At 57.3% G+C, this 16,115-nt stretch carries 15 protein-coding genes; 11 read left to right on the plus strand and 4 right to left on the minus strand.

The genetic code is table 11. From position 1 onward, the window contains the following. Together AC1D00_RS04545 and AC1D00_RS04550 are read right to left on the minus strand one after the other, a co-directional pair. Positions 1–234, minus strand: a 234-nt coding sequence (locus AC1D00_RS04545) for a sarcosine oxidase subunit delta (RefSeq protein WP_477009821.1), incomplete at its 3' end; no start/stop codon positions are given. A gap of 19 nt (positions 235–253) precedes the next feature. After that, positions 254–1,504: a sarcosine oxidase subunit beta family protein gene (locus AC1D00_RS04550; protein WP_477009832.1), complete on the minus strand. Its 1,251-nt coding sequence runs from the start codon at positions 1,502–1,504 to the stop codon at positions 254–256. A gap of 94 nt (positions 1,505–1,598) precedes the next feature. Here AC1D00_RS04550 and AC1D00_RS04555 point away from each other — a divergent pair, with 94 nt between their 5' ends. The 9 genes from AC1D00_RS04555 to AC1D00_RS04595 all read left to right on the plus strand — a co-directional run bounded on the left by AC1D00_RS04555 (position 1,599) and on the right by AC1D00_RS04595 (position 12,042). After that, positions 1,599–2,570 (plus strand): GlxA family transcriptional regulator, encoded by a 972-nt coding sequence (locus AC1D00_RS04555; protein ID WP_477009822.1) that lies wholly within the window; start codon positions 1,599–1,601, stop codon positions 2,568–2,570. A gap of 33 nt (positions 2,571–2,603) precedes the next feature. After that, positions 2,604–3,278, plus strand: coding sequence for a helix-turn-helix domain-containing protein (locus tag AC1D00_RS04560; protein ID WP_477009833.1), 675 nt, complete (start codon positions 2,604–2,606; stop codon positions 3,276–3,278). A 122-nt stretch (positions 3,279–3,400) separates the two neighbouring features. Beyond that, positions 3,401–4,300 carry a class II glutamine amidotransferase gene (locus tag AC1D00_RS04565; RefSeq protein WP_477009823.1) on the plus strand — a complete coding sequence of 300 codons (900 nt, stop codon included), beginning with the start codon at positions 3,401–3,403 and terminating at the stop codon, positions 4,298–4,300. Between the two features lie 57 nt (positions 4,301–4,357). Then, positions 4,358–5,044, plus strand: coding sequence for a GltB/FmdC/FwdC-like GXGXG domain-containing protein (locus AC1D00_RS04570; RefSeq protein ID WP_477009824.1), 687 nt, complete (start codon positions 4,358–4,360; stop codon positions 5,042–5,044). Between the two features lie 15 nt (positions 5,045–5,059). After that, entirely contained in the window at positions 5,060–6,388 is a 1,329-nt protein-coding gene (locus tag AC1D00_RS04575; protein WP_477009825.1) for an FMN-binding glutamate synthase family protein, read from the plus strand. A 65-nt stretch (positions 6,389–6,453) separates the two neighbouring features. Continuing rightward, the gene (glnT, locus tag AC1D00_RS04580; RefSeq protein ID WP_477009826.1) at positions 6,454–7,761 is read left to right on the plus strand and encodes a type III glutamate--ammonia ligase; all 1,308 of its coding nucleotides are present in this window, start codon (positions 6,454–6,456) and stop codon (positions 7,759–7,761) included. A 47-nt stretch (positions 7,762–7,808) separates the two neighbouring features. After that, positions 7,809–8,690: a formyltetrahydrofolate deformylase gene (gene purU, locus AC1D00_RS04585; protein WP_477009827.1), complete on the plus strand. Its 882-nt coding sequence runs from the start codon at positions 7,809–7,811 to the stop codon at positions 8,688–8,690. Positions 8,691–8,694: 4 nt separating this feature from the next. After that, complete coding sequence (gene folD / locus AC1D00_RS04590) at positions 8,695–9,621, plus strand: bifunctional methylenetetrahydrofolate dehydrogenase/methenyltetrahydrofolate cyclohydrolase FolD (protein WP_477009828.1); 927 nt, start codon at positions 8,695–8,697, stop codon at positions 9,619–9,621. A gap of 1,920 nt (positions 9,622–11,541) precedes the next feature. After that, positions 11,542–12,042, plus strand: a complete 501-nt coding sequence (locus AC1D00_RS04595; protein ID WP_477009829.1) for a MaoC family dehydratase — start codon at positions 11,542–11,544, stop codon at positions 12,040–12,042. Between the two features lie 399 nt (positions 12,043–12,441). Here AC1D00_RS04595 and AC1D00_RS04600 read toward each other — a convergent pair whose 3' ends face one another. Further along, on the minus strand, positions 12,442–12,780 hold the full coding sequence (locus tag AC1D00_RS04600; RefSeq protein WP_477009830.1) for a glutamine amidotransferase-related protein: 339 nt from the start codon (positions 12,778–12,780) through the stop codon (positions 12,442–12,444). A 379-nt stretch (positions 12,781–13,159) separates the two neighbouring features. Between AC1D00_RS04600 and AC1D00_RS04605 the strand changes: the two genes are divergently transcribed. Then, a complete protein-coding gene (locus AC1D00_RS04605) occupies positions 13,160–13,426 on the plus strand; it encodes a response regulator transcription factor (RefSeq protein WP_477009834.1) in 267 nt (88 codons plus the stop codon). Positions 13,427–14,338: 912 nt separating this feature from the next. Further along, entirely contained in the window at positions 14,339–14,698 is a 360-nt protein-coding gene (locus tag AC1D00_RS04610; RefSeq protein WP_477009835.1) for a response regulator transcription factor, read from the plus strand. A gap of 419 nt (positions 14,699–15,117) precedes the next feature. On the opposite strand, the gene AC1D00_RS04615 is transcribed toward AC1D00_RS04610, so the two are convergent. Then, positions 15,118–16,115 (minus strand): FAD-dependent oxidoreductase (locus AC1D00_RS04615; RefSeq protein WP_477009831.1); only part of this gene is annotated, 998 nt, incomplete at its 5' end.

Here is a 16,115-nt window from a genome sequence, read left to right on the forward strand (position 1 = left end):
GGCCTGGAGTTCGTGGCTAGCTGTGTTGCGCGTGACTATCAGCCAACGGCGACAGCCGGAGGTGTGGTGCCAGTATTCGTCATAGAATCCGTGCGGATTTCTGCGCAGATAGACATAGTCGAACCAAGTCTCAGCCGACGAACTGGGAGCGGGTCGTTTGAGCGCGGCCCCCTTCACGGTGAATTCCTCCTTGGGTCGGCTGCCGCAGTGGGGGCACGGAACAAGGCTTGCCATTTTATATGCCCTCGCCAGATCAGTGCAGGTTGGGTTGGGCGCCCTGGCCCTTTTCATCGAGCATCAGCCCTCGAGCGAAGCGATCAAGCCGGAAAGCAGCGGCAGTGGCTTGCGGCTCGTTGCGTGCGATCAAATGCGCGAAGCAAAAGCCGGAGGCCGGAGTAGCTTTGAAGCCACCGTAGCACCAGCCAGCATTCAGGTAGAGATTATCAATATGGGTACGGTCGATGATCGGAGAGCCGTCCATCGACATGTCCATGATGCCACCCCAAGATCGCAACACGCGTAGGCGCGATAGAGCCGGGATCATTGCCTTGCCCGCCTCAGCGACATGCTCGACGGTGGCGAGGTTGCCGCGTTGTGCGTAGGAATTGTAGCTATCGAGATCGCCGCCGAAGACCAAGCCACCCTTGTCAGACTGTGAGCAATAAAAATGGCCGGCGCCGAAGGTGACCACACCGTTGATGAAAGGCTTGAGCCCCTCTGATACGAATGCTTGCAGCACGTGGCTTTCGATGGGAAGCTTCATGCCGGCCATTTCCGCCACGCGCGACGAGTTGCCTGCGGCTGCCAGAGCAAGCTTCCCGCAGCCGATAATACCTTTCGTGGTTTCCACGCTCACTACTCGACCGCCCTCCTGGCGGATGCCAGTCACTTCGCATTCTTGGATGATGTCTGCACCGCGCATGTCGGCCCCTCGTGCATATCCCCACGCGACCGCATCGTGTCGCACCGTGCCGCCGCGCCGCTGGATCAGGCCCCCCTGAATTGGAAAGCGCGCGTTATCAAAATCCAGGAATGGGAGCATCTGTCTCACCGCTTCACGATCGAGAAGTTCGGCGTCTACTCCATGCAGCCGCATTGCGTTTCCGCGCCGCGTGTAGGCGTCTCGCTGACTGTCGGAGTGGTAAAGATTCAGCACACCCCGCTGAGAAACCATGGCGTTGAAGTTGAAGTCCTGCTCCAGCCCCTCCCAAAGCCTCATCGAAAGCTCGTAGAATGGATTGTTTCCCTGAAGCAGGTAGTTGGAGCGGATAATCGTGGTGTTACGACCGACGTTTCCCGAGCCAAGATAGCTTTTTTCCAGCACCGCGACATTGGTGATGCCGAACTCCTTGGCGAGATAGTAGGCCGTGGCAAGTCCATGCCCACCGCCTCCGACGATTATGACGTCGTAATGCGGCTTCGGCCGAGGTGTGCGCCATGCCGGCTGCCAATGCTTGTTGCCGCGGACGCCGTTGAAGAAGACGGATAGAGCCGAATAGCGCATCAATGTCTGGCCTGCGAAGAACCTCGCTACACGATATCCCTCGGTCGCGAATGCCGTATTGCAGATCTGGGACTAAAAAAGCTAAAAAAGGGACATGTCTTCGGATCCCAAGAACACCCGGCGCATGGGCTTTGTACTGATCGAAAACTTTGCGCTGATGTCCTATGCCTCGGCGACGGAGCCGTTGCGCGCGGCAAATCTGCTCTCTGGACTTCCGCTCTATGATATTTTACCGCTGTCAGTAGACGGCAGGCCGGTGACGAGCTCTTCTGGTATCGCAGTCAGCTGCAGTCCGATCGCGTCTGAGGGCGAACACTGCCATTCCGTATTTGTGTGCGCTGGCGGCGTTCCGAGAAATTGGTCAGGGAATGAGTCTCTCATCTCTGCGTTGCGGCGAATCTCGCGACAGGGGGTTCGCATCGGCGCAATTTCGAGTGGCGCCTACATCCTTGCCGCTGCCGGACTGCTCGACAATCGAGATTTCACGATTCACTGGGAGCATGCGGCAGTCTTGCGAGAGGCCTTCCCGCATCTTAATCCGCGTCAAGCTCGCTACATCTTCGACGGCGACCGCATCACCTGCGGAGGCGGAATTGCTCCCCTCGACATGATGCATAGGCTCATTGCTGAAAGGATGGGCCCGCATTTTGCGCGCCGCGTCAGCGACTGGTTTCTGCAGACGACCGTTGCCGAGCCAGCCGCTCCGCAGCGTGGCTCGGCTTCGCATCGTTTCGGTACCCACCATCCGGGCTTGCTTGCAGTTCTCGAAAAGATGGAGCTAACCGTCGAGCAGCCGCTCTCGCGCACGACCATGGCGGCATTTGCCGGCATCAGCGCGCGGCATCTCGACAGGCTATTCGCTTCCGAAGTTGCGAGCAGCTTCTCAGAAACCTACCGGCGAATTCGCCTTGAATATGCGCGGAAATTGCTTGAACAGAGCCCACTGTCCATCGCTGAGATCGCCTTTGCCACAGGCTTCTCCAGCGCGGGACACTTTTCGCGGTGCTTCCTGTCGGCCTTCGGGCAAACTCCGCATAAGATGCGCAAGAGAAATTTGGATCCGTAGGCAACTAGTGCAGCCGAAAAAAGGGTGTCAATGATGGCCGGAAAAACGACAAACATGGTGAAGCGGTCGAATTCCAAGCCGGTTTTCAACCAGGATCCGCATGCTGTGCGCGAGCCGCACGTGCACAATCTCGAGATGGCGATAGGGCAGGAGGTGCGCGCCTTTCGCAAAAAGCTGGGGCTTACGATAACTGATCTGGCGACTTCCGTCGACATGTCGGTAGGCATGCTGTCGAAAATCGAAAACGGCAACATCTCGCCGTCTTTGAACACGCTGCAGGCGCTTTCCAAGGCGCTAAGCGTGCCGCTCACGACCTTCTTCCGGCGCTTCGAGGAGGGGCGGAGCTCAAGTTTCGTGAAGGCGGGGAAGGGGGTGAACATCGAGCGCCGCGGCACCCGCGCCGGTCATCAGTACAGTTTGCTTGGTTCGATCGAAAACAATTCCAGCGGTGTCACGACCGAACCGTATCTTATCACTTTGACAAGCAAGTCGGACGTGTTTCCGACCTTTCAACACGAGGGACTGGAGTTTCTCTACATGCTGCAGGGAGAGGTTGTATATCGTCATGGAGACAAGCTTTACACCATGCAGCCCGGAGATAGCTTGTTCTTTGATGCCGATGCCCCACACGGTCCCGAGCAGCTGCTCAAACTACCTGCTCGATATCTGAGCATCATTTCCTATCCTCATCGAAACGGAGCCGACTAAGCCCGCCCGGCTCAGTTCAGCTTTCGCAGGATTTCATCAGTAAGAAAAATTTATTCCTCATAGTTGCGGTCCGGCTTTTCCCGTGTTAGCTGTTCCAGACACCCCCGCTGGAGGTTGTTGGAATGTGCGGCATCGTTGGACTGTTTCTGAAAGATCGAGCGCTACAGCCCCAGCTTGGCGAGCTGCTAGCCGACATGCTTATCGCCATGACTGATCGCGGCCCGGACTCTGCCGGGATTGCGATCTACGGAAGGGCAGGAGACCACACGAAGGTAACGCTGCAATCCGGCATGCCCGACCGCGATTTTTCCAGCCTCGAGGCAGATCTGCGCACGGCAGGAATCGATGCAGCAGTTACTCCCAAGAGCACCCACGCCGTTGTCGAAGCGAGGGCCGATATCGGCGCCGTTCGAAACTTCCTTGCTGCCCAGCGCCCGCTCGTGCGCGTGATGGGCTCGGGCGCCCGCATGGAGATCTACAAGGAAGTGGGGCTACCCGAGGATGTCGTCTCGCGCTTCGGTGTGCGCTCGATGGTCGGAACGCACGGCATTGGCCACACGCGCATGGCCACCGAGTCCGCCGTTACAACGCTTGGCGCGCATCCATTCTCTACTGGAGCCGACCAGTGCCTTGTGCATAACGGCTCACTGTMAAATCATAACAACCTTCGCCGTGAATTGGTGCGCGAAGGCGTGAGTTTTGAAACTCAAAACGACACTGAGGTGGCTGCGGCATACCTGAGCGTGGCGATGGCTAAGGGCAAGGACTTGGGGCAGGCGCTGACTGGCGCGCTCGATGATCTCGATGGCTTCTTTACCTTCGTCGTCGGTACCAAGACCGGCTTCGGCGTGCTGCGGGACCCCATCGCCTGCAAGCCGGCGGTGATGGCTGAAACCGAGCGGTATGTCGCCTTCGGGTCGGAATACCGTGCGCTCGTCAATCTGCCTGATATCGAAGCTGCCCAGGTATGGGAACCCGAGCCAGCCACGGTCTATTTCTGGGATCACGAGAAGGCTGCCTGAGAAACTACTGGCAACGCGGGAGGGACCGCGTTTGCCGATTCCAATCAAGAGGACACAATGCCGGTTTTTGACCTCTCTGTCCGACCGTTGCGCGACCTGAATCGTGCGCTTCATTCCCTCGCACTGGAGAGCAAAGATACGGCTTTCGAGATCATCAATCCGCGTGGCGGCCATTCCATCGCGGTTGGGATCGACAAACCTTTGAAAGCCGAGGTCAAGGGTTCGGTCGGTTACTACTGTGCAGGAATGAACGATGGCGGCACCATTATCGTGCATGGTTCTGCCGGTCCTGGCGTAGCCGAGAACATGATGTCGGGCACGGTCATCATCGAGGGTGATGCGAGCCAATATGCTGGTGCTACGGGACGTGGCGGTCTGCTCGTGATCAAGGGCAATGCCGCTTCCCGCTGTGGGATTTCAATGAAGGGCATCGACATCGTTGTTCACGGGAGCATCGGGCATATGTCGGCCTTCATGGGGCAGTCCGGCCATCTCGTCGTGCTTGGTGATGCAGGGGACGCGCTAGGAGACTCCCTCTACGAAGCAAAGTTGTTCGTGCGCGGCAAAGTCAAAAGCTTGGGCGCTGATTGTATCGAAAAAGAGATGCGGCCGGAGCATCTCCAAAAGCTTGCTCAGCTTCTCGACCGAGCTGGCGTTACCGGAGCCAAGCCACAAGACTTCAAGCGCTACGGCTCGGCCCGCAAACTCTATAACTTTAACATTGACAATGCTGACGCGTATTGAGGTGAGCGATATTCAATGAGCTATCAGAACCCCTATACGCCGCCGCGCAAGTCCGCCACTTTCGACGACTACACGCTGGCGGAGATCCGCCGCGCCGCAGCTACCGGTATCTATGACATCCGTGGTGCCGGTACCAAGCGCAAGGTGCCGCATTTCGATGATCTGTTGTTCCTTGGAGCCTCAATCTCCCGCTACCCACTCGAAGGCTATCGCGAGAAGTGCGATACGACCGTGACGCTGGGTACTCGATTTGCCAAGAAGCCAATCGAGCTCAAGACCCCGATCACAATCGCTGGAATGAGTTTCGGCGCGCTGTCCAGCAATGCCAAGGAGGCGCTCGGCCGTGGCGCCACTGCGGCCGGGACGTCCACCACTACCGGTGACGGTGGCATGACCGACGAGGAACGCGGCCATTCAAAAACGCTGGTCTATCAGTATTTGCCCTCGCGCTACGGCATGAACCCCAAAGATCTGCGCCGTGCAGACGCCATCGAAGTGGTCGTCGGTCAAGGCGCGAAACCTGGTGGCGGCGGTATGCTACTTGGTCAGAAGATCTCTGATCGTGTTGCTGAGATGCGTAACCTCCCCAAAGGCATCGACCAGCGGTCGGCATGCCGGCATCCAGACTGGACCGGTCCGGATGATCTCGAAATCAAGATTATGGAACTGCGAGAAATCACCGAATGGGAAAAACCGATCTATGTGAAGGTTGGTGGCGCGCGCCCGTACTATGACACGGCTCTTGCCGTGAAGGTCGGCGCAGACGTGGTTGTGCTCGATGGCATGCAGGGCGGCACGGCGGCCACTCAGGATGTCTTCATCGAGCATGTGGGCATGCCCACACTGGCCTGTATCCGGCCGGCGGTCCAGGCACTGCAAGACCTCGGTATGCACCGCAAGGTCCAACTTATCGTCTCCGGTGGCATTCGTTCGGGCGCGGACGTTGCCAAGGCTCTGGCGTTGGGCGCTGACGCGGTGGCGATCGGTACGGCGGCACTGGTCGCGCTGGGCGACAACGACCCGCGCTGGGAAGTGGAGTATCAGAAGCTCGGTACCACCGCGGGAGCCTACGATGACTGGCATGAGGGTAAAGACCCCGCAGGCATCACAACGCAGGATCCCGAACTGATGAAGCGGCTCGACCCGGTAGCGGCCGGCCGTCGGCTCGCCAACTATCTCAAAGTAATGACGCTGGAGGCGCAAACCGTTGCGCGCGCTTGCGGCAAGAACCACCTCCACAACCTTGAACCGGAGGATCTGTGCGCGCTCACGCTTGAAGCTGCCGCCATGGCCCAAGTGCCGCTGGCTGGCACGAACTGGTATCCCGGCAAGGGAAGCTTCTGATCAATCGCGGGCGAACTTGGGAGGCTATGCCCACTCGGCCTATGAAATCAAAAAGGGGGAACGACGTGACCTTGGACCTCTCAACCTACGCCGCTGAGAAAGGCGTAAAATATTTCATGATCGGCTACACCGACCTGTTCGGTGGGCAGCGTGCGAAGCTTGTTCCCGCGCAAGCCATTGCGGACATGTCGAAAGACGGTGCTGGTTTTGCGGGCTTCGCGACCTGGTTCGATCTCACGCCGGCGCACCCCGACCTGTACGCTATGCCGGACGCCTCGTCGGTCATCCGCCTGCCATGGAAGCAGGACGTTGCTTGGGTCGCCGCCGACTGCATGATGGACAACAAGCCGGTCGAACAAGCGCCGCGCGTGATCTTGAAACGGCTTATCAACGAAGCCGCATCGCAAGGCTTGCGGGTCAAGACCRGCGTGGAGCCCGAATTCTTTCTGATTGCACCGGACGGCTCGAAGATCTCGGACGAATACGATACCGCGCAGAAGCCCTGTTACGACCAGCAGGCAGTCATGCGGCGATATGACGTGATCGCGGAGATCTGCGATTACATGCTCGAGCTCGGCTGGAAGCCCTATCAGAACGACCACGAGGATGCGAATGGCCAGTTCGAGATGAACTGGGAATATGACGATGCGCTGAGTACGGCCGACAAGCATTCCTTCTTCAAGTTCATGGTCAAGTCGGTTGCCGAAAAACACGGTCTCAGGGCCACCTTCATGCCAAAACCCTTCAAGGGGCTGACCGGAAACGGGTGCCACGCCCACATCTCTGTCTGGGACGTTGATGGTAAAATCAATGCCTTCGCCGACAAGTCAATGCCATTCGGCTTGTCTACTATGGGCCGCCACTTCCTGGGCGGTATTATGAAGCATGCTTCGGCGTTGGCCGCCATCACTAACCCGACCGTTAATTCATACAAGCGCATTAATGCGCCGCGTACGATTTCGGGTGCGACTTGGGCACCGAATACCGTCACATGGACCGGAAACAACCGCACCCATATGGTGCGAGTGCCCGGACCAGGCCGCTTCGAACTTCGTCTTCCGGATGGGGCGGCTAATCCGTATTTGCTTCAGGCACTGATCATTGCGGCGGGGTTTTCTGGTATTCGCAGTAAGGCCGATCCTGGACGTCACTACGACATCGACATGTACAAGGAGGGGCACACCGTTACTGACGCACCGAAACTGCCGCTGAATCTGCTCGATGCGTTGCGCGAATATGAGAAGGACGAAGAGCTCCAGGCAGTATTGGGGAAAGGCTTCTCCGGCGCTTACCTCAAGCTCAAGCATGAGGAATGGAATAGCTATTGCTCTCAGTTTACAGCCTGGGAACATCAGAACACTCTCGATATTTGACGTTCCCCCACAGCGCGTAGTTGGCCTTCTCCTTTGAATGTAATCGCATGCAGTTTATCTTGACCGTATCGTGTAAGTCGACCCGCGGAATTGTTGCCGCCATATCGGGCTATCTGGCCGCGAAGGGATGCAACATTATCGATTCATCACAATTCGACGACCTAGACACTGGCAAATTCTTCATGCGGGTTTCCTTCCTCTCGGAGGAGGGTGTAGCTCTGGATGAGATCGCCTCAGGATTTGAGCCAGTCTGCCAAAGTTTTGAAATGGATCACCAGTTCCATGATGCAGCCAAACGCATGAAGGTCATGCTGATGGTCTCGCGCTTCGGACATTGCCTCAACGACCTGCTCTACCACTGGAAGATCGGCGCGCTACCCATCGACATCGTAGGCGTTGTCTCCAATCACTTCGACTATCAGAAGCTGGTCGTCAACCATGATATTCCGTTCCACCTCATCAGAGTAACCAAAGAGAACAAGCCCCAGGCCGAGGCTCAGCTCATGGAGCTAGTGGAGCAGACCGGCACTGAGCTCGTCGTGCTCGCGCGATACATGCAGGTATTATCCGACGAACTCTGCAGGAAGATGCCGGGCAAGGTCATTAACATCCACCATTCCTTCCTGCCCTCGTTCAAGGGCGCCAACCCCTATAAGCAGGCCTATCATCGTGGGGTGAAGTTGATCGGGGCGACAGCGCATTACGTGACGGCCGATCTCGACGAGGGCCCGATCATCGAGCAGGATCTCGTCCGCATCACGCATGCGCAGAGCGCGGATGATTATGTGGCGCTTGGCCGAACTGTCGAAAGCCAGGTGTTGGCGCGTGCTGTCCACGCCCATATTCATTATCGCACCTTCATCAACGGCAACCGTACCGTGGTCTTCCCGGCGAGTCCTGGCAGCTATGCGTCGCAGCGTGCGGGCTAAAAGCATGGCGCAGATTATCGATGGGAAGGCCGGCGCGGCCTCGGTGATTGAGGCTGTGAAAGCAGATGTCTCGCGACTCGAGGCGCAGACCGGCGTCAGGCCCGGCCTTGCCGTTATTATCGTGGGGGACGATCCGRCAAGCCACGCCTACGTTGGCGCGAAGAGTCGGATGGCCAAGGAATGCGGTTTCAACTCGGTGCAGCACACCTTGCCGGCCGAGACAAGCCAGGAAGACTTGGCTTCACTGGTTGCGCAGCTGAACGACGATGCCTCCATTCACGGCATCCTAGTCCAGCTTCCGCTACCGAAGCCGCTTGAGAGCGAGCCGATCATTCAGTCGATCAGGCCGGACAAGGATGTCGATGGTCTGCATATCGTGAATGCCGGCAGACTAGCAGTCGGTGATCTCGATGCCGGCCTCATTTCCTGCACCCCGGCCGGTGCCATGCTGCTCCTGCGGCGGGTTCTGGGCGAAGACCTGTCAGGGATGAATGCGATCGTGATCGGGCGCTCCAATCTGTTCGGCAAGCCGATGGGGCAATTGCTGCTCAACGCCAATGCAACGGTGTTCATGGCGCATTCGCGCACGAAGGATCTTGCGGCATTGACGAGAATGGCGGATATCGTGGTGGCTGCCGTGGGGCGGCCGCAGATGATTAAGGCCGACTGGATCAAACCAGGCGCGGTGGTGATCGACGTCGGAATCAACCGCGTGGCTGCCTCCGACAAGAGAGAAGGCAAGACCAAGTTGGTTGGAGACGTCGATTTCGCGGAAGCACAAAAGATCGCATCAGCGATCACGCCGGTACCTGGCGGCGTGGGGCCTATGACGATCGCTATGCTTATGGCCAATACAGCCATCGCCGCGGCGCGCCTTGCGAATACGACCCCTTTGAAATTGTACCGGGCACATCCTGAAATCGTGCGGTAGGAAGAAGAGTTATAGGGGCTTTCTCAAGTCACCCAAGGAAGCATGCCCCATTTATCGAAGTTATCCTGAAAGGGCGCTTTTGAGCCCCTTGGCCCTCGGCCTTCACGCGATCTCCACTACCCCACGGTTCGCTAGCCCCACGTTGCGAGTTCCCTTCGCGCCAAATTGGCTCGACGCCGAGTTCCCACGTCAGATCCTTGAAGTAAGGGAGATGGCAGTAAGGCTCGATGATTAAGGTCCAACACGGCTTCGGATGCGCCTCGAGCTTGACCAGCTTAGCAAGGCCTCTATTTGTGCCTATACTAAAAAAGGAAAAGAGGGCCATCGGCCCTCTTAGTTGGGGAGGAATTCCACTTCGCAAGGCGGATGACGGTCGCTGGTTTGCTAACGCTTGGATCGCATCGCGTGTGACGTCACGCGCCAAGTTGAAATAGCTGCTTTCAAACCCGCGCACGAACGGATGCTGGCCGAAAGGCGGTCGCACGGCAGCAAGCTGCAGCCGGAGCGGATTCGGCGGCGGTAGGCCTCACAACTCTCTCGCTACGCTTGCGAATGCGAAACGTCGCCTGCTGCTCGCGAAGCCAGCTTACGCAGCTCGCAAACCGCGGAGCCACCTACTGTCGGATTCCCGGCGCCTTTTGAAAAGATCGACGCACTTCCGCGAACAAAGCGGGGTCTTCCAGCAGTAGTACCGGACAAGCCCGAACTTTCCGCAGCACATGGCGCAGCACCTTCCTGTGTCGCAGTGAGCCTCTCGGGAGCGTTTGCGCATCCTGACCCCCTCTCAAGCATCAGGTGAATCGTTCTCTCGTGTATTTCCCTAAAACGTCCCTATCAGACGATGACGCCGGCTGAACCGCAATACGTCAATCGCTCGATTTGGCTCAGCTCTAGCAGGCTGTTGAAGAACTCAACCGCGTTAGCTCGCCCGCGGCGAGACCAACTTTCATGTGCTGGACCTCGGACCGTTCGAGTGCGCTTGTGTCGATGGTCGGGGAGACGCTAGTCGGCAGAATCGGTCAACTGACGTATTGTCGAATGGCGATACGTCGGGGCAATTACGCTGCGCGGTCTGCATGCGAACGACCCTAGCCAAAACGACAGCTGATTGGCTAAACCAGGAGGAGGGAATCTATGTCTAAGCGAACAAGGAGTGCCGCTTGAAGGCGAGTGGACGACCGACACCGAGCAGAATCTCAAGCGCACGGAATTTCGAGTGTGTCCCGTCGTGCCTCGTGCARCCAAGTCAAGAAGACGACAGAGTCTGGAGGGGTTGGGCGCAATGTTCAAACTCGTGGGGGATGGTGAGGCGGTCTGATCGATGTCGAGAACTGCATTCTATCGGTCCCGCTTGTTGCGCGATGACTCCAAGCTGCGACCAAATCCTGAGATGTATTCCGCGCGTCGCTGGCGGATGTGGCCTGGTTCGGCCGCGTGAACCGCGATTCCTCCCTCAAACTCGTCGGGATCTCAAGAAGATCCTGGCTCTCTTTCAGTCAAGGGAGCCGGTCGTTGCTGAGGCTGTCGGACAATGCGCGATGGAAATTGCAGTGCTTCCGCAAATATAGGTCGCCAACCGTGGTGCGCTTTATTGATCAGCTCACTCTAACCTGGCTGGATCCCCCGGAGTAGCTACTCACTGCGAATATCTTCGCATTCGCCTCTGTTCTAAGCCACTGCAGGCAAGATTTACGCAAAAGCCGATGCTCATGTCATTTCTAAACAGTGTGCGCATGCCATCGGCGGCAGACCATTCAGGCGAGAGCTGTCGACTTAACTGGTAGCTTGAGAAATTCTTGGGGCCAGTGCGAGCCAGTTGAGGTCTCAATTCAAGCCAATCGATGCTTGTGTATTGCCGCTGCCGCACTTTCGTTGCAACGGACTAAGTAGAGCTTCGCGTCTTGCTTAAAGGAATGCTGAATGACTGCAATGACTCTTGCCCAGCTGCTGAGATCCGTAGGCAAAACGGTCGGAACGTCCGAATGGATCACGATCGATCAGACAAGGATCAATGAGTTTGCAAAATGCACTGGCGATCATCAATGGATCCATGTCGACGTCGATCGTGCACGCAAGGAAACTCCGTATAGAGTGACAATTGCCCACGGCCTGCTTTCCCTTGCGCTGATTGTCCCCCTTGCAATGGAGCTAGGATTGGCGCCAACGGATGCGTCCGCGGTGCTGAACTATGGAGTTGACAAGCTAAGGTTTATAACTCCGGTACGTTGCGGCGACAGCGTGAGATTGCAGCTTTCCATAGAAAGCGCTGAGTCAAGGGAATGCGGACGAGTGTTAATTAGAAGTAAGGCAATCCTGGAAATTGAAAATATCGATACCCCCGCGCTCGTAGCAGAGATGCTGACATTAGTTGTGCCCGACACACGAGAGGAGGGAGCTTCTGTTCACATTCGCTGCGAGTAGGGGCTCACACGAGGGGCGGTGCTATTATGGCGACGCGCATGGGCAAACTCGTCAATGTTTCCACCGGTCGCAAATCCGGCATTAGTGTCCTGCGTGCAGCAACGGAATTGCAAGCTCGTTGCATAGTCTGGCCAAGAAGATCAGGTGCTCATGTCTTGTCGAGCCGTGCGAACATGATTTCAGCAAGGTCGAGGACCTCATCGCATTGCTTTAGCGCCCAAAGCCGCCGGAGTGCGAATTGGTCTAGAAATCACGCAATGAGACTGAGCCATCGCACCGTCAACTCGGCAATTCAACGATCGGCGACTGTTCATCTTCGCTCGGTTAGAGGTGCAATGCGTCTGAACTAACCAGCGAAAGTTGCGAATGATCTCCGATCCTCACGGTCGGAGATTTTCGCTAGTCGCAGGAAGTTCGAAAATATCGCGTGTCCCTGTTTGGTTGGGATCGTTCGGCATGGAACTGCACACCGTATGTCGGCTGGTCACGATGCGCCAATGCCATGATCTCACCGTCTTCCGAGCACGCCGCCACCATGAGGGAGGATGGACCCGGATCGTCAATTTCCACGACGAGAGAATGGTGCCGCCCGACACGAATTGGCGACGGCTGCCCTTCGAATAGACCTCGTCCATTATGGTCCACCGCCCAAAATTGTCGTTTTCCTGCCGGTTTCCACGTAGGGCACACACGATGTGTCTTCGACTCCCGAATGGACGATATACGGGAGCGGTGCACATGAGTTGGACCTCGGCAGCGGCGGCGCCCGACGAGCGAAGGGAGATCATTGAGCGATTTCGTCCGATGCTGGCCTTGGCATGCGGCCTGCTACGCTGGCCTCAGATTCTCGCGCGTGAGTTAAACCCCGGCGTGTTTGCGCTGGTCATATCGTCAAACGGCGTGCCACACGATTTACCGGGCCACTCCGCAGGTCCCCATTTGGGTGAAGGAGGCTCGTTGCGTCAGCTCTTGGCACAGAACGTCAGATGTTGGATGTCATAGCACTTTCTGTGGCACGACGAGTTGGGAAACCGCCAAAGAGTAACRCTCACGGCGTGCCGCGGCGACTTAAATCCTCATTACGGCGGAGCCGACGTCACGGCAGTTCGGGCTCTCGCTGCGTGAGATTCAAGTGCTGAACCTGATCGTTAGCGGAGCGTCTAACCCAGAGATTGCGGAGCGCCTTTTCATATCTGCGCGCACGGCGTCGACGCCTGTAGAACACTTCCTTACGAAGATGGGGTGTTTCGCCGGAGCAAAGCTCGCGGCAATTGCGGCGGCCAAGGGCTTACTTCTTCCAGAGGGTAACAAATATCGGAATCCGCGGAAGCTCCGATTTCTTAGCTCCGATCAGTCTCCCCTCTCGAGCACAGAGACTAGCTAGGTAGGTGGACTTGCGAAAGCGACGCATCCGCTGCCTTGTCGCGGGCGGCTCGTTTTCAGAGCCGACCATCTCCGGACGAGATCTATTCATCCTGTGTGCCGGTTTTATTGCCACGAGTTCCGCGATCTGGTACAATGTACCTAATTGTTTTGATTGGAATTCTGGCAGTACCCGATCGTAATCCCAAGACATGCTAGTAGAGGTGCGGGGGACCGGAATGGGGTAATGACGATAGAGGAAGTGCTGCCTGCTCTCGCCGGGCCCGCGCAGACGTCAGCCGACCCGGCTGGGGAAGTGCTGGACAATGCGACGGAGGTAATGCATCTCCTTCGTGATCTAATCCACTGTTCGGCATTTATGTTGTCGAGCTGGGATCCGTTATCAAACGGGTATCGGCATCAACGGCTGGTAAGCGATGGCTATTCCGAGAGCACAATATCACACCTGAACGACGAGTACGTAAGGGAAGGCGTGTGTTTCAGGGTGTCGCATACTTGCTTTGGCGGCGGCCTACGATGGTCCGACTATGAGCGCGATTGGAACGTTCATGTTGAGGATACGGTCATCGGCGAAAAGTTTCTTCTACCGTCAGGGTTTCACGAAGGCACGACTATGTGCCTTCGACTGCCGAATGGACGGTATACCGGCGCGGTGCACGTCAGCTTTACTTCTGCGGCCAGTGCAACAGACTCTAGAAGAGAGATACTAGAGCGGTTTCGCCCGGTACTAGCCACTGCTGCCGATGGCCTCCGGACGCCGCAGCTTCTGGTAGGAGCATTAAATCCCAATGCATTTGCGCTGGTCATATCTTCAAATGGCGTAGGTCACGAAGTGCCTGGTCGCTCGGCCGGTCCGCATTTGAGCGAGGGAGGCGTGCTTCGCCGCTTGTTGCAAGAGAACCTTGGCTCTTGGATGTCGCCACGGTTTCTATGGCCCGATGAATTGGGGCATTGCCACAAGGTAACGCTTACAAAATGCAGAGGCGACCTAACCCTGGTAACTGAGGAATGTACGGCGTGGCCCTTCGGACTCTCACTTCGTGAAATCCAGGTTTTGAATCTTGTCGCTAGTGGCGCTTCAAATCCGGAAATTGCGCAACGACTTTTTATTTCGACGCGCACGGCATCGACACATGTCGAGCACATTCTTGCAAAGATGGACTGTCCTACCAGATCTAAGCTTGCATCTGTAGCCGTAGCAGAAGGGTTGCTTCTTCCCGAGGCAAATAAATACCGCAATCCGCGAAAAATTCGATTCCGCAACTCTAATTAATCTGGTCTCTCAAAACTGTACTTGCACGAGCGCTTCTGACCTAACGGCTTCTTGATACGCCGGCAATATTCGATATGAAGCGAGCAAATCGAGATCGTGCGCGTGACGCTCTGGCATCGTTCCCTCGGGTCACTTTGATTGCCGGAAAGACGAGAAGGGCGGGCGCATGTTGTTCGTCGCCGAAAGCCATGTCACGATCGCGCACGCCAAGTCGATCGAACTAGGCCGCGGCAACTCCTTGGACGAGATGCCGCCGTGATCAGCGCCGCCTATTGCAGAAGTCGCGGTGTCGGTCGACTCGATTTGCAGATAATGTCGAGCTGCAATTCGGAGTTCACCAGTTTACCGCGGTTACCCATCAGACCTCCTAGGAGCGGCGTGCCGCCATCTGCTGGCGGTGAGTCTGGCGGCGCGCCGAGTCAGGCCGGGACCTTCTCGCCGGCCTTCACCCGGTAGCTCGGCTGATACATGGTCACCAGCTCCTCGGCCGCAGTCGGGTGCAAGGCCATAGTGCGGTCGAAGTCGTCCTTGGTGAGCTTCGCCTTTACCGCGATGCCGAGCATCTGCACCATTTCGCCGGCATCAGGGCCCAGTATGTGGGCGCCGAGGACGATGCGCGTGCCGGTGTCGACCACCAGCTTCATCACCATCCGCTCGTCGCGTCCGGCGAGTGTGTGGCGCATCGGCCTGAAGGCGGCGCGATAGATCTCCAACTCGTCAAACGATCTCGCCGCGTCCTCCTCGGACAGGCCGACTGTGCCGATTTCGGGCTGCGAAAACACCACTGTGGGGATCGTCGTGTAATCGGGCTTCGTCGGGTTCTTCTTAAAGGCCGTCTCGACAAAACACATAGCCTCGTGAATCGCCACCGGCGTTAGTTGCATCCGGTTGGTGACGTCGCCGATCGCCGAGATGTTACCGACGTTAGTACAAGAGTAATCGTCGACGATTATCTCACCGAGTATGCCGACCGCGACCCCGGCGGCTTCGAGCCCAAGCTCCTCGGTGTTTGGCACGCGTCCTACGGCGAGCATCACCTGGTCTGCGACCAACACTTCGCCGCAGCCGAGGGTGGCGACGAGCAGGCCGTCGTTCCGTTTTTGGATCCGCTCGCAAGTGGCATGGCAGAGAATGCGGATACCCTTGCGCTCCATGGCCTCGTGCACGCCGCGGCGCAGGTCGCGGTCGAAGCGGGAAAGAATGTCCATGCCACGATAGATCAGCGTCGTTTGGACGCCGAGGCCACGAAAGATGTTGGCGAACTCGACTGCAATGTAACCGCCGCCGACGATGACTATCGCCTTCGGCAGTTCAGCGAGATGGAAAGCTTCGTTGGAGCTGATGCAGAGCTCGTGCCCTGAGAGCGCCTTGTGCAGGTTGGGATGGCCACCAGTCGCGATCAGGATTTGATCAGCTG

The sequence above is a fragment of the Bradyrhizobium sp. P2_E8 genome, from assembly GCF_056403875.1.

Bases quoted from the DNA above. Each gene is read 5' to 3' on its own strand.
- AC1D00_RS04610 (WP_477009835.1), top strand. From the start codon at position 14,339: ATGTCGCCACGGTTTCTATGGCCCGATGAATTGGGGCATTGCCACAAG.
- AC1D00_RS04550 (WP_477009832.1), bottom strand. From the start codon at position 1,504: ATGCGCTATTCGGCTCTATCCGTCTTCTTCAACGGCGTCCGCGGCAAC.
- AC1D00_RS04555 (WP_477009822.1), top strand. From the start codon at position 1,599: ATGTCTTCGGATCCCAAGAACACCCGGCGCATGGGCTTTGTACTGATC.
- AC1D00_RS04560 (WP_477009833.1), top strand. From the start codon at position 2,604: ATGGCCGGAAAAACGACAAACATGGTGAAGCGGTCGAATTCCAAGCCG.
- AC1D00_RS04570 (WP_477009824.1), top strand. From the start codon at position 4,358: ATGCCGGTTTTTGACCTCTCTGTCCGACCGTTGCGCGACCTGAATCGT.
- purU (WP_477009827.1), top strand. From the start codon at position 7,809: ATGCAGTTTATCTTGACCGTATCGTGTAAGTCGACCCGCGGAATTGTT.
- AC1D00_RS04595 (WP_477009829.1), top strand. From the start codon at position 11,542: ATGACTGCAATGACTCTTGCCCAGCTGCTGAGATCCGTAGGCAAAACG.
- AC1D00_RS04575 (WP_477009825.1), top strand. From the start codon at position 5,060: ATGAGCTATCAGAACCCCTATACGCCGCCGCGCAAGTCCGCCACTTTC.